The sequence below is a fragment of the Dietzia cinnamea NBRC 102147 genome, from assembly GCF_001571065.1.
In the GTDB taxonomy this organism is placed as follows: Bacteria; Actinomycetota; Actinomycetes; order Mycobacteriales; family Mycobacteriaceae; genus Dietzia; species Dietzia cinnamea.
Genome location: NZ_BCSW01000001.1, coordinates 142556 through 156263 on the forward strand (window position 1 = coordinate 142556; position 13708 = coordinate 156263).

Genomic DNA, 13708 nt, shown 5'->3' on the forward strand with positions numbered 1-13708 from the left:
AATTGAAGGCAGCCAGCAAGGCACTCGCCGCCCGGATCGCACGCGACCACGCCACCTCCGGCGACGATCCGGGCGACCCCTACCTGCCGACGGCCGGAAACCACGGCTACCGCGTCGCGCGCTACGAACTGGACCTCACCTACAAGATGAGCTCCAACAACCTCCGCGGCGAAGCCGTCATCACCGCGACCGCCACCGAGACGCTAGACACGGTCCGGCTCGACCTCTCCGCGCACCTGGACGTGTCCAAGGTGACGATCAACCGGGGCGGAGTCGCCCGTTTCTCCCGGCCCCGCGGCAAGCTCGCCGTCACGCTCGCCGAGCCGCTCGAGCCGGGCACCGAGTTCACGCTGACCATCCGCTACTCCGGCAATCCGCGGCCCATCCGCGGCACGTGGGGCGAGGTCGGTTGGGAGGAACTCACCGACGGGGCGCTCGTGGCCAATCAGCCCAACGGCGCGGCCAGCTGGTTCCCCTGCGACGACCACCCCTCGTCCAAGGCGCCGTTCCGCATCCGCCTGACCACGGACTCCCCGTACCGGGCCGTCGTCACCGGCGCGCTGGTGGGCAAAAAGCGCAGCGGAAGCACGACCACCTGGGATTTCGACCTGCCCTACCCCACGTCCACCTACCTGGTCTCCATCAACCTCGGTCGCTACGAACACCTGAAAGTGGGCGACGGCCCCGTCCCGGTCCACGCCTTCCTGCCCGCCGACCTCAAGCGCGGGTTCCGGCAGGCGTTCGCCCGGCAGACCGAGATGATCGACGTGTTCAGCGGACTGTTCGGCCCGTACCCGTTCGACGAGTACGCGGTCGTGGTCACCGACGACGAGCTCGAGATCCCACTCGAGGCCATGGGGATGTCGACATTCGGCCGGGGCACCGCCGAGTCCGGTGACCGCGACGAGCGGCTGATCGCCCACGAACTGGCCCACCAGTGGTTCGGCAACGCCGTCACCGCCGCGCAGTGGAAGCACATCTGGCTGCACGAGGGCTTCGCGTGCTACGCCGAATGGCTGTGGACCGAGTTCTCCGGCGGTGCCGATGCCGGCAGCCACGCCCTGCGCTACTACTCGAAGCTGCAGGGCTCCCCGCAGGACATCCTGTTGGCGGACCCCGGGCCGAAGGACATGTTCGACGACCGGGTCTACAAGCGCGGTGCACTGACCCTGCACGCCCTGCGCCAGACCGTCGGCGACACCGCGTTCTTCGACCTCCTCCGGGCGTGGGTGGCCACCTATTCCGGAAAAACCGCCACCACGGACGACTTCCTCCGCCTGGCCGCCGACCACTCCCCCGTCGACCTGCAGCCCCTGTGGGACGCCTGGTTGTTCTCCGAGCCACTGCCGCCGACCCTCGGCAGGCCCCATGACCACCCCGGCCGCCGCTGAGGCCGAGCCCGGCGCCGCGCCGGGGGCCGCGGGCGGCATGCGGGCGCTGACCCTCGCGACCGTGTTCGCCGCAACCTCGGGGTACCTGGTGATGCTCATCGCCGGCCGAGCGCTCGGGCCCGCCGACTACCCGCTCTTCGCGACCTACTGGGGCGCGTTCTTCGCCCTCGGCGGCGTGGCGAACGGGCTCATGCAGGAGGCCACGCGGGCCGTCCGGTCGGCGCGGGAGGGAGCCGGCCGCGAGACCAGCGGCGGGGCCGCGGTCACCGGTGGAGGGGCCGCGGTGGCGACCACGCCGCGGGGCGCCGTGCGGCTGCTGCCCGCCGGCCTCGCCCTCGGCCTGATTCTCGCCGCCGCGGTCGCGGTGAGCGCACCCCTGTGGCCATCGCTGGGCCTGCCCACCTTCTCCGGCGCGGGGGTGGCGATCATGGCGTTCGGCATCCTCGGCTTCACGCTCCAGGCCGCCACCGCCGGCGCCCTCTCCGGCACCGAGCGGTGGGGGCTGTACGCGGTCCTGCTCACGGTCGACGCCGCGCTGCGGTTGGCCGTCGCCGGCATCGCATGGTGGCTCGGCGACGCCGGAATCGGGTTCGCGGTGGCCACCGTCGCCGGCGCGGTGACCTGGGCCGTGCTCATCGCCGTCTCCCCGGGCACCCGCACCGCGCTGCGCTCCGCCGTCGACGCCGGACACCGACGCTTCTGGCGCAACACCGCCACCGCGATGCTCGCCTCCGCGGGCACCTCCGCCCTGGTCACCGGCTTCCCGCTGTTCGTCACCGCGACCGTCCGCGACTCCGATCCCGCCCCGCTCGTCGGGGCCGTCATCCTGGCCATCACCCTCACCCGCGCCCCGCTGCTCGTGCCGCTGACCAGCTTCCAGAGCGCGATCATCGTCTACTTCGTCGAGCGCCGCGCCCGGGGACCGCGGTCGCTGGCCGCGCCGCTCCTCCTGGTCACCGCGGTCGGCGTCGTCGGCGCGGGCGCCGCGTGGCTCATCGGCCCGTGGCTGATCCGCGTGTTGTTCGGCGGCGACTTCGAGCTGCCCGGCGCCGTCCTCGCCGCCCTCACCGCCGCCTCCGTCGGTACGGCCGCACTCATGGTCACCGGGAATGCCGCCCTCGCCTTTGACCGCCATCTGCTCTACAACGCCGGCTGGTGGGTCGCGGTGATCGCGGCGGCGGCGCTGCTGGTGGCCGTCCCCGGCCCACTCGACGTGCGCGCGGCGGTCGCGTTGCTCGCCGGGCCAGGCATCGGGGTCGCACTCCACGTGGTGGGCCTGATCGTGGCGGCGCGGCGACACGGAGCGGCCGCATGACCGAGCTGCGTCCCCTGGTCCGCCGCGGCGCCGAGCTTCTCGCCGCGCTCCTGGTGGCCGGGCTCGTCGGGGCCGCGACCTACCTCGCCATCGACTCCCTGCCGTTCGCCGAGCCCAGTTGGCTGCCCGAGACGTTCGGCGGAACGCTCGCCGCGCTGGTCGTCATCGCGGCCGGATGGCTGCTGCTCCGCCGCTCGACCGGCCCCCGGACCCTGTGGGCACTGGGCACGGTCGGCCCCGCGTTCCTCGCGTCCTCCCACCTGAGCCTCCTCCTGAACGGCACCCCCCACTACCTCTTCGGCCTGGGTGGCGATCAGCTCAACCGCGTCGCCTACGTCACCCGCTTCGCCGACTCCCCCGCGATCGCCGACCCCTTCTACGCCGACGCCGCGCCGTTCTATCCGCCGCAGTGGTTCTGGGTGGGCGGGCGCCTCGCGGCCATGGCCGGAGTCGAGGGGTGGACTTTCTACAAGCCGTACGCGATCCTCACCATGGCCATCGCCGGCGCGATCGCGTTCGTGGCCTGGCGCTGGCTCGTCCCCGCCCGGCTGGCCGTCCTGTTCGGCCTCGCCACCTCCGTGATCGGTGGTCACACCAACGCCTACGAGCCGTACTCGTGGATCCTCATCTGCCTGCTCCCGCAGGTCGTGGTGGCGACGTTCCTGCTCTGCGCGCGCGCCGCCGCGGCCCGGGCGGAGACCTCGGCAGACCGCCGGCCCACGTGGCCGCTGGTCATGACCATCGGGGTCTACCTCGGCTGGGCCGCCCTCGGGTACACGCTCATCGCGGGTTTCGCCGCGCTGATGGTGGGCCTCGTCGTCGTCCTCCACGCCTGGTACCACCGCGCCGACCGCGCCGTGGTCGGGGCACTGCTCGGCCGACTCGCGGCGATGGCGGCGATCTCCGCGGCGATCGCGTTGGTGTTCTGGCACCGCTACCTGCTCGCCGTGCTCGGCGGGGCGGAGACCGAACCGTCGGTGGCCAACGATTTCGCGCCCGAGGTGGCGTCGCGGTGGCCGCTGCCGATGTTCGAGCCGTCCGCGGCCGGGTTGTTGTGTCTCGTCGGGGCGGTGTGGCTGGTCGTCACCGTGTGGCCCGGTGGCGCCGGGGCGGCGACCGCGCGTGCGGCGGAGTCGATGCGGGCGCGAGTCGGCGCCGACACCGCGGCCGGCCACGAAGTCGGCGCCGGCACCGACACAGACACCGCGCTCCGTGACACCGGACCGCTCCCCTCCTCCGGGCGCCGGCTCGTGCTGGCGCGGGCGCTCGCACTGACCGTGGTCGCCGCCCTCGGCTGGTACGTCCTGTCCGGCTTGCGTGCGGTCACCGGGAGCACGCTGCTGCCGTTCCGCATGATCCCCGTCGTGACCCTGGCGCTCGCGCTGGCGGGGATCGTCGGCGCGCTCACCCTGGCTCGGTGGGCGATCCGCACCTCCCCCGGGCCGTCCCGCGGGCGGGTGACCGCGGCCGCGGTGGTGGTGGCCGGGCTCGCCGCCGTTCAGCTGGTGCAGCACGTCTCCGACGAGGACGCGCACTTCGCCGCGGTGGCGCGGGAGAACCCCGGGGTGCCGCACGACGTCCTGGGGGCGATCGATGAGATGACCGACGATCGCACGCCGTCCGACCTGGTGGTGTTGACCGCGGACCCGTCGCTCTACGCGTACCGGCCCTTCCACACGTTCCAGGCCCCGGCGCAGGCGTATGCGACCCCGGCGGGCCGGTACGAAGCGCGGCTCGACGAGATCCGCCGCTGGTCCGACACCGACTCGCCGGGCGAGCTGACCGCGGCGATCGACTCGAGCTCGTTCCGCGGACCCGACGTGCTGGTGCTGGACCGGGAGGGCTCCCGGCGGTGGATCTTCCCGGCCATGGTCAACGTGATGCCGCAGAGCCAGAACAATGTGCGGGAGGAGATCGTGTTCGTTCCTCGCCAGTTCGACGACCCCGCGCTGTTCGACGTCCGCGAGGTGGGGTCCCGGATGGTGATCGTCCGGCGCTGACCCGGTTCCTCGGCGCCCGGGCCGCGAAGCCGGGCGAGGCGGCGCAGGCGGAGCCGACCCTCCGACTCGCGGGGTCATGCTGCGGCCTCGGCGCCGTGCAGGTGTTGCGCGATCGCTGTGTCGAGCTCGTGTAGGAGTGCGAACGGCAGGATAGGCGCGTCGAGTGGTGTCAGTGGTGGTGGGCCGGGTTTGGGTGGGGGTGGGTTGGTCGCTCGGGGGGTTGCGGGTGGTGGGGTCCATCTGACGCCTTGGGGTGCGGTGGGGTCTGGGGTGGTGGTCCAGCCGGTGTTGTGGATCATGGCGTGGCAGTCGCCGCTGGCCAGGGCGAGTTCGTCGATGTTGGTCAGGCCGCCGGCGGCCCAGGGTGTGCCGGCGTGGTGGGCTTGGCTGTGGCGGGCGTCTTGGTCGCAGTCGGGGTGGGTGCAGCCGCCGTAGGCGGCGAACAGGGCCAGGCGTTGGTAGCGGGAGGCGGTGCGGCGGCTGCGGTAGAGCTTGAGGTCGACTTCCTGGTCGCACAGGGCGAGGAACCAGTGGGTGCCGGCGGCCATGGCGATGGCCTGGTCGACGGGTACGCGGATGCCGCCGTCGGTGTGGCCGCACCCGGCCAGGGTGGCCAGTTGGTCGAGGTCGATGCGCACGACGATCGCCGCGGCCGCGCCGGTCCTCGTGGCGTCGGTGTTCAGGGCGAGGGTCAGGGCGTGGACGAGGGCGTCGTGCATGCGTTGACCGTCGCTGCGGGTGTCTTTTTCGTCGGGGTCGGGCCACAGGCGTCCGGGTTGGGCCCAGCGGGCGTGGACTTCGCGCATCAGGGCGGCCAGTTGGGGGTCCATGGTCATCGAAGCCCGGGCCATCAGGTCCAGTCCTTGGCCGGAGCAGGTGACCGAGCGGCGCCGGGCCCGTTCGCCGGCGCCGCGTTGGGTGCGGCCCGGATCGATCTGGTCCAACAGGCGGTGGGCGTGTTCCTGCAGGCGGCGGGTCGTGGCCTGTTCGGCGGCCAGGGCGATCAGCTCGGCTTCGAGGCGGCCGCGTTCGTCGTCGTCGACCTCGTCGGGCAGGGCGGCCAGGGTGGCGTTGATGATCTTCAGGTGCCCGGCGGAGATCGTCCCGGCGGCGGAGGCGTGCATGCGGGCGGTGTCGGCGATCGAGGAGTCCTCGAGGCGACCGCGGGCCTCCCCGGGGGCCAGGCCCAGGCCGCCGGTGAGCATCTGCCGTTCGTTGATGTAGCCCACCTGCCTGGCGGTACCGGAGGCGCGGGCAGCGGCCAGCACGCGCGCCTGGGTGGCACGCAACCGGCGGTGGGCCTGCTCCAGCGCGACCACCTCGGCGTGCAGCTCGGCGGCCGGGACCGCGGACCAGTCCCGGGCCAGGTGCGCGTCGAGCGCGCGCAGCACGGAGGTCAGCTCCTCGCCCGGGGCGGCCGCTGCGCTGGCACCTCTCACCGTGTCGCTCATGCGTTCGATTAGATCATCCGGGTACGACACGAACCCGTCACCGCAGGTCAGCGCGGTTGGGCTAGTCGACTCCGCTAACCGCCTCAGCCGGCTCGTCGCCTGGGACCGGGACTGCTTCTCCGCGGGCCGACCTGAACAAGTGGAAGTGCATGGACGCCATCAGTGCGAGCGGGAGCACTGCCGCGAGAGACCACTCCGACGAAGTGGAGATCGCGAACACGGCAGTGGCGATCAGGCCGTAGCCCGTGACCAGCGCAGACAGGACTGTGAGCGGCGATCGCTTCCACCGCCCCACACCTCGCCCGCGCGAGATCAGCCATCCGCCCATCAGCGCGGCGCCGTAAAGGGCGAGCAGACTGCACGTGAGCAGGATGTACTCCTGCGGTAGCTCGCGCGGCGTCGGCCCATTCCCGAGCGGCGAGGCAGCGGACCACGCGAGCCAGGACCCCCACAGTCCTAATAGAAGGGTGACCGCCACGCTGGCGGCCCAGTTCGCTGTTGAAGACCCACCCGTCTGACCGGCTGCCATGACGATTCCTTTCCTCGGCTGTCTAGCCCCGGTGATTCACGGGTATCTGCGGATCGCTGGGCGAAAATAGACCGAAGTGCTTCCTGAACAGGGGAAACTGGGACTTGTCTAAGGTTCCATGTTCTCCAGCAGAAAGCACTCGGTAGGTGAAGCGTACTTCGTGGTCGGCCGGTCTGTCCGTTACTGCTGATGGTGTCGGGGTGATCGCCCACGCCGGGGCCATCGCGCCTCGACTTCTGGCTGATCAGGTCGGTCTGACCGCCGAGCTATCAGGGGCCATGGCTCGCCGACAGTTTATCCCGATCCACGACCGCGGCCGTGTGCTGATCGATACCGCGGTGATGCTCGCCGATGGCGGCGAGTCCATCTCCGACATCGGCGTCCTGCGCCACCAATCCGGGGCCCTGGGCCCGGTCGCCTCGGCCCCGACGGTGTGGCGCACACTCGATGAGGTCACTGCCGGCAAGCGCAAGAAGATCCAGGTGGCGCGAGCTCGCACGCGGCGGCATGTGTGGTCCCACCTGCCCGGCGGAGTACCCGCATCGGCGTGTGCGGGGCGGGATCTGGGATCGACGGTCGTGCTCGATGTGGATGCCACCATCGTGGTCACGCACAGCGAGAAGGAACATGCAGCTCCGACATATAAGCGCACGTTCGGGTACCACCCGATCGGCGTGTGGTGCGACAACACAGAAGAGTTTCTCGCCGCGAGCTTGCGCCCGGGCAACGCCGGGTCCAACACCGCTGCCGACCACATCGACGTCCTGGGCCAGGCAATCGCGCAGATCCCCGCGAGTCATCGGCGTGATCTGCTGATCCGCTCCGACGGCGCCGGCGCCTCCCACGACCTGCTGGAGTGGATCACCGAACAGAACCGCATCCGCGGTCGACAGGTGGAGTACTCGGTCGGATTCTCCATCACCGCCCCGATTCGCCGAGCCATCGCGACCTGCCCCGAAGCCGCGTGGGGACCAGCGCTCAACCCCAACGGGGACATCCGCGACGGGGCCGACATCGCGGAGCTGACCGGGTTCCTCGCTCCCGGGATGCTCACCAAGTGGCCAGACGGGATGCGGGTCATCGTCCGCCGCGAACGACCCCACCCCGGCGCCCAGTTGTCGATGTTCGAGGAGATCGATGGATGGCGCTACCAGGCGTTTGCCACCAACACCACCACCGGGCAACTGCAGTTTCTTGAAGCACGGCATCGGGCGCACGCCCGGGTAGAGGACCGGATCCGTCACGCCAAGGACACCGGTCTTGGCCGTCTGCCCTCACGCGAGTTCGCGCTCAATCAGGCTTGGCTGGTGGCGGTGATGCTCGCCGCAGATCTGGTGGCGTGGACTCGGATGCTGGCCTGTACCGGCGAGGCTGCGGTTCTGGCCTTGTGCGAGCCCAAAGCGCTGCGCTACCGCTTCCTGCACGTCGCAGCCCGGCTGACCCGTAGCGGCCGGCGACGCCGGGTGAAGATCCCCGAAACGTGGCCCTGGGCCACCGCCATCGTCGCCGTGTTCAACAAGATCGCCGCGATCCCCAAACCAGCCTGATCTCACCTGCCCGCCCTCGACATCACCACCCGGAGACCCGCCCACCGGCAGCGCCAGCCGGCACCCCCGCACGCCCTTACGCGAAAACAAGCCCGCCGTCACCCGACAGCAGCAGTCACACCGGCCCGTGAATCAGCGGGGCTAGAACGACGGGCGGGCGCGCTGACCGGTTCCATCCATTTCACGCCCTGCCGCGCGCGATGACTCCCCAGCAGGCGCCGGTCAGGTGCGAGGATCTCTGGCCGTGACCGCTCCCCGCCTCCGCATTCAGTCAAACGCCCCGGCGCCGCGGGTCCGGTGGCAGGAATCTGCGCCGCTGCGGAACCGTTCAGCGCGGCGGGGCGTCGTACCGGGTGTGGGAAGAAGTAGAGCCTTGGGCGCCGCGCTGGTCGCTGTGGGCGTTGGGCTGTCCGGGTGCGCATCGGCAGGCGGTGAAGAAGAACCGACGGCGACGACGACGAGCTCCGCCTCGGCCGAGGAGTCGGGCAACCCGTGGGATCTGCCGATCGAGCAGAGGCCAGCCCTCTTCGACCCGTGTGCGGACGTCCCTGCTGACGCTGTCGAACAGGCCGTAGGAGCCCCCATTCGACTGGAGGAACTTCTCACTAAGAGTGAACCGGGACAATTACAAGCATGCGGCTGGAGTTCCGACGAGGTAGTTCTTGATCTAGTCGCGACTTGGAAGTCACATTCTGACTATCTCGCGGACCCCACAGGCGTCGTTGACGGCGATGGTCATCCCGTCGGCGGCCGAAATGCGCTGCGGCTAGTTGACCAAGAGAACGAGCCCAATACCTGTCGATACTTGTTCTTCACTGGACGAGGCACGGTCGCGCTGACCGTCAGTCTGGCTACAACTTTCAAAACCTTCCGAGGGCATCATTTCGCGGACGCATGCGACGTCCTGCAAGAAACCGCCACCACCTTAGTCGAGTTCTTACCACCTGGAGATTTCCGATGACGGTTAACTTGGGGCCAAGCGTCGCACAGGAATGTGTGAAGCTTTGTGATTCTTTTGTGAAAGCCCTGGCAATTTCCATGGCCGACGAGTGGCAAATGAGCCAGGTTCCCAGCCCCGGCGCTTTCGACACGGCGCGACAGATCGGAACCGTCTACTCGCTCTTCGTTGAAGAGGACTTGCGGACGCTTTTGAACGGCTTCGTAGATCAGGCGCGGGCGATGTCGATGTTGTTCGCCGCTGCGGGAGGTCTGATCGAGGCGCAGGACGAGGCCGTCGCCGCCGCGCTGGGTAAGGCCGCCGAAGAGCCGGTCGGGCTTCAGAGCCTCGGGTTGATGGGATCGCTCGGGTCGACCACCGCGCTGCTCGACGCGGCCGACGGCACCACCACGCTCGGGGGCTACGGCCGCGTCGGCCCCGAGGACGTGTCGACCTCGCCGCTGGAGCGGATGGCCGAAGCCGCGCAAGCCCTGGAGCCCCAGCAGTTCGCGACCATCGCCGCGCGGATGACCCAGGCGGCGACCGTGCTCGACGACGCCGCGACCACCCTGCGGTCCGGACTCGGCAACCTCCTCGGCCACGCCTGGCAGGGCGAGTTCGCCGACCAGGCGACCTTCTCCACCCACCGACTGGCAGACTCCGCGGCGGCCCTCGCCGGCCAGCTCACCGCAGTCGCCGAAAAAGCCGACGGGGCACAGCGCGGGTTCGCCACCACCCGCCAGCGGATCGCGTCGGAGGCCGCCGACGTCGCCCTCGCCGAGAACCGCACCCCGGGATTCGGCCGGCTCGCGGGCCCGGTGGCGCCGTCGGTCAAGGCGGACGTCGAGGCCGCCCGGCACGCCGCCGAGGAGCAGGCGCGGGCGATCGTCAACACCGAATACAGCCCCGCGGTGATGGACGCCAACCTCGACGACCTGGACTTCACCGCGGCGTACCGAGTGGTGTCGACCTCCGCACTGGGCGGTCCCGGCGGGATCGACATGGCGCGGATCTGGAACACCGAGGGCATCACGCGCCCGGCGCAGCCGGCCGCGCCCGACCCGGCCACGCTCGCCGCCCTCACCGGCGCAACCGGCGCCGAGCCGAGCGGCCCGACGGGCGGGGCCGCCGATGGCGCGGGGGCGACGACGAGCCTGCCGGGCCCGGCGCGCGATGCCGCCACCGACCAGGCGTTGCTGGCCGCCCGCTCGGGCGCCGCGGACGGCGGTGGGCCAGCCGCCGCGGTCGCCGGACAGCCCGGCGCGGGTCAGGCAGGCACGGGCGGTGGGATCAACGCGGCCACGACCGCGGCGGCGGCGCCCATGGCCCCGGTGACCGGCACGGCCGGCCAGCCCGCCGGGGGCGCGGGGGCCGGCGGGATCCGGGGCCTGCGCGGCGGGACCGAGAACCGGGGCCGCGATCGCGGGTTCGGCTCCACCGCCGGGCTGGTGGGCGGCGGTGGCGCCGCAGCCGCGGGTGCGGGGGCCTCGCGGATGGGCGGCGCCGGCACGCTGGCGGGATACGCAGCCGGCGGGCCAGCCGGACCCGGGACGGGCGGCCCGACCGCCGGGGTGCCCGGCACCGGTTCCGCCCCCGGAGGGACGGCGGGAACGGGCCCGGGGACGATGGGCTCGTCGTCGTCGACCAGTACGGCCAACGGTCCGCGAGCAGGGGCGATGCCGATGGGCGCGATGATGGGCGCGGCCGGGGCCGGACAGAATTCGGACCGTCGCGGCCACACCCCCGCCGGCTACCTGACCAACGCCACCAACACCACCGCCATCATCGGCGACCCCGTCAAGGTCGCACCGGCGGTGCTGGGGCGGACCGTGGACGAGCCGGCACAGGAGGGTGGCCGGGACGGCGCCGCGCCGTACCGCGGCCGCACCCTCGGACGCGACTACACCGGCGGCGGCGCCAAAGGACCGTAGCGCAGGGACCGTGGCCGGGAGACCGATTCGGCTCAGCTCAGACCGCGCAACGTCGCCGGCGCCGGGAACGGCACCACGATCTCGCGGCCGACCTCCTCGATCGCGTCGGTGAGCGCGGTGGAGAGCACGATGCGGTCCTCGTAGACATGCGCGATGCGGACCACCGTCTCGCGGTCGCCCTCGTCGATGACATACCGGTCCATGAGGAACCGCAGGCCCACTCCCTCGAGGACCTGCTCGGCCTCGTGCCAGTCGTCGACCGGGTCCAGCGGCCGGCCCAGTCTGTCGATCGGCACGACCAGCGGCTCGGCGACCGCCATGTCGATCCAGCCGACCACCTCGCCGTCGTCACGCCGGTGCGGCACCCACGACGCGGGGATCACAACGACCCCACCGCACCCACCACCCCGGTCATGCGGTGACCACCGCCTCCATCGCCAGGAACGCCACCACTGACACGACCGGGGTCGCCCCTGTCGGCTCAGAACTTGCGGAACGTGTGCCCGAGCAGCTTCTTCCCGCCCTCGGCGAGCTTGCCTGCCTTCGCGGCGGTCGGCAGCAGCGACAGTGCGTTGAGCCGCGACGTGACGTGCAGCCGCGCCGCGCGCTCTGCACTCTTCCACCCGCGGGCGGCGAAGGCGTCGGCCTCGCCGCCGAAGAAGCGGGCCTCCTCGTCGAACCGGCGCCCGTCCAACGCGCGCACCGACGAGTCGGACGCGGAGTGACGCCGGTAGAGGAACGCCAGCGTCGGGTCGTAGATCATGTGGCCGCCGCCGGTGATGACGTCCACCAGCAGGGCGAGATCCTGCACCACGTCCAGTCCCTCGCGGAAACCGATCCGCTTGACCCACTCGGAGTTCCACGCCAGGGACGGGAAGTATGTCCAGTTCCCGTGCATGAGCGAGGTCATGAGCTTCTCGCCGTGCAGCACCGTGCGGCCCTGCGTCTTGGGCTGCGTGAACGCCTTGACCGAGTCGGACAGGCCGCGCACGGGCGCACCGTTCTCGTCGATCACGCTGACGCCGACCTCCATCACGGCGGCGTCGGGCACGGCGGCGAACCCGTCGGCCACCACCTGGAGGTAGTTGGGCAGCATGACGTCGTCGGCACCCATGATCACCACGATCGGCGCGGTGACCATCTCCACGCACTTGCGGTAGTTGCCGTTCGCGCCGAGGTTGACCTCGTTCTTCTCGTACGAGACCCGCTCGTCGCGCGCGGTGATCTCGCCCATGTAGCGGGCCGGCTCGGGATCCGGGTAGCCGTCGTCCACCACGACGAGGCGGAAATCCCGGTAGGTCTGGGCGAGGACACTGTCCACGGCCTTCTTGAAGTGGTCGACGTCCCCGTAGTACGGGAGCATCACGTCAATGGCCATCAGGGGAACCGCCGTCCTTCTCATCACCGGGTTGTCCGACTGATCGCATAGTATCGACCCGCGATGACGGGTGACAGAGTGCGGGACAGCGAGCCGGGAGCGGCGGACCGACCGGCGGGCGGCCACGGCCCCGTCGGCAACCGCGATGTGTGGCTCATCGTGCCCTGTTTCAACGAGGGCACCGTGATCGAGGACGTGCTGCGCAGTGCGCGCGAGACGTTCCCCAACATCGTGGCGGTGGACGACGGGTCGGCGGACGACTCGGCCTCGGCGATCCACCGCGCCGGCGCGCACCTGGTGCGGCACCCGGTCAACCTCGGCCAGGGGGCGGCCATCCAGACCGGTGTGGAGTACGCCCGCGCCCAGCCCGGCGCCCGCTACTTCGTCACGTTCGACGCCGACGGTCAGCACCAGGTCAAGGACGTGCAGGCGATGGTCGAGCGGCTGCGCAGCGAGCCGGTGGACATCATCGTGGGCACCCGCTTCGGCCGCCCGCGCGGTGAGGACGACCAGGTGCCGCTCATCAAACGCCTGGTCCTGCGCACGGTGGTGCTGCTCAGCCCCCGCACCCGACGGCTCGGCCTGACCGACGCCCACAACGGGCTGCGCGTGTTCAACCGCCGCGTCGCCGAGGACCTCAACCTGCGCATGAACGGCATGAGCCACGCCAGCGAGTTCGTGGAGCTCATGGACTCGCACGGCTGGCGGGTCGCCGAGCAGCCGGTGGACATCCTCTACACCGAATACTCCATGTCCAAGGGGCAGTCGCTGCTCAACGGCATCAACATCCTCTCCGACGGCTTCGTGGGACGGAGGCTGCCCCGATGATCAAGGTCCTGCTCCTGCTGGCCGGCGCCGCACTGGTGCTGTTCTTCCTCGCCAACCGCCGGAAGGCGCGGGCCAAGGCGGGCGTGAAGATCGGGTTCGTCCTCTTCGTGGTGTTCATGGTGTACGCCGTGATCCGCCCCGACGACCTCACGGTGATCGCCAACGCCCTCGGCGTGCAGCGCGGCACCGACCTGGTGTTGTACGCGCTGGTCATGGGCTTCGCTTTTGTCACCGTCTCCACCTACGTGCGGTTCCGCGAGCAGGAGCTGCGCTACTCGCGCCTGGCGCGCACCCTCGCCCTGCAGAACGCCGTGCGTCCCGACGACACGGTCGACGTCCGCGCGATGAAGCCGGCGGCGGACGACGACCCGCTGCGGCCCTGACCCCGCCCGTGGACGACG

The 13708-nt window shown here is 71.0% G+C and carries 11 protein-coding genes; 8 read left to right on the forward strand and 3 right to left on the reverse strand.

Annotated features, from left to right (window positions below):
- Positions 1-2: 2 nt before the first annotated feature.
- From DCI01S_RS00690 to DCI01S_RS00700, 3 genes are read left to right on the forward strand one after another with little or no spacing between them, the layout of a single operon-like run.
- Positions 3-1391, forward strand: a complete 1389-nt coding sequence (locus DCI01S_RS00690; protein WP_109149454.1) for a M1 family metallopeptidase — start codon at positions 3-5, stop codon at positions 1389-1391.
- The gene (locus tag DCI01S_RS00695; protein WP_061227493.1) at positions 1369-2706 is read left to right on the forward strand and encodes a hypothetical protein; all 1338 of its coding nucleotides are present in this window, start codon (positions 1369-1371) and stop codon (positions 2704-2706) included. Before DCI01S_RS00690 ends, DCI01S_RS00695 begins: the two co-directional genes overlap by 23 nt.
- A complete protein-coding gene (locus DCI01S_RS00700; RefSeq protein ID WP_061227494.1) occupies positions 2703-4706 on the forward strand; it encodes an arabinofuranosyltransferase in 2004 nt (667 codons plus the stop codon). Before DCI01S_RS00695 ends, DCI01S_RS00700 begins: the two co-directional genes overlap by 4 nt.
- A 74-nt stretch (positions 4707-4780) precedes the next feature.
- Here DCI01S_RS00700 and DCI01S_RS00705 read toward each other — a convergent pair whose 3' ends face one another.
- A complete protein-coding gene (locus DCI01S_RS00705; RefSeq protein WP_061227495.1) occupies positions 4781-6157 on the reverse strand; it encodes an HNH endonuclease signature motif containing protein in 1377 nt (458 codons plus the stop codon).
- 675 nt (positions 6158-6832) lie between these two features.
- On the opposite strand from DCI01S_RS00705, the gene DCI01S_RS00715 reads away from it, so the two are divergent.
- The 3 genes from DCI01S_RS00715 to DCI01S_RS00720 all read left to right on the forward strand — a co-directional run bounded on the left by DCI01S_RS00715 (position 6833) and on the right by DCI01S_RS00720 (position 11101).
- A complete protein-coding gene (locus DCI01S_RS00715; protein ID WP_061227497.1) occupies positions 6833-8233 on the forward strand; it encodes an IS1380 family transposase in 1401 nt (466 codons plus the stop codon).
- Positions 8234-8627: 394 nt separating this feature from the next.
- Positions 8628-9194: a DUF3558 family protein gene (locus DCI01S_RS18110; RefSeq protein WP_368664631.1), complete on the forward strand. Its 567-nt coding sequence runs from the start codon at positions 8628-8630 to the stop codon at positions 9192-9194.
- A 95-nt stretch (positions 9195-9289) separates the two neighbouring features.
- Entirely contained in the window at positions 9290-11101 is a 1812-nt protein-coding gene (locus DCI01S_RS00720) for a WXG100 family type VII secretion target (RefSeq protein WP_061227498.1), read from the forward strand.
- A 32-nt stretch (positions 11102-11133) separates the two neighbouring features.
- Here DCI01S_RS00720 and DCI01S_RS00725 read toward each other — a convergent pair whose 3' ends face one another.
- Positions 11134-11484 (reverse strand): hypothetical protein, encoded by a 351-nt coding sequence (locus DCI01S_RS00725; protein WP_061227499.1) that lies wholly within the window; start codon positions 11482-11484, stop codon positions 11134-11136.
- Positions 11485-11582: 98 nt separating this feature from the next.
- A complete protein-coding gene (locus DCI01S_RS00730) occupies positions 11583-12479 on the reverse strand; it encodes a glycosyltransferase family 2 protein (protein WP_061227500.1) in 897 nt (298 codons plus the stop codon).
- 63 nt (positions 12480-12542) lie between these two features.
- Here DCI01S_RS00730 and ppgS point away from each other — a divergent pair, with 63 nt between their 5' ends.
- On the forward strand, positions 12543-13307 hold the full coding sequence (gene ppgS, locus DCI01S_RS00735; protein WP_239550367.1) for a polyprenyl-phospho-N-acetylgalactosaminyl synthase PpgS: 765 nt from the start codon (positions 12543-12545) through the stop codon (positions 13305-13307).
- Positions 13304-13690 (forward strand): DUF2304 domain-containing protein, encoded by a 387-nt coding sequence (locus DCI01S_RS00740; RefSeq protein ID WP_061227501.1) that lies wholly within the window; start codon positions 13304-13306, stop codon positions 13688-13690. The genes ppgS and DCI01S_RS00740 overlap by 4 nt, the downstream gene beginning before the upstream one ends.
- Positions 13691-13708: the final 18 nt, after the last annotated feature.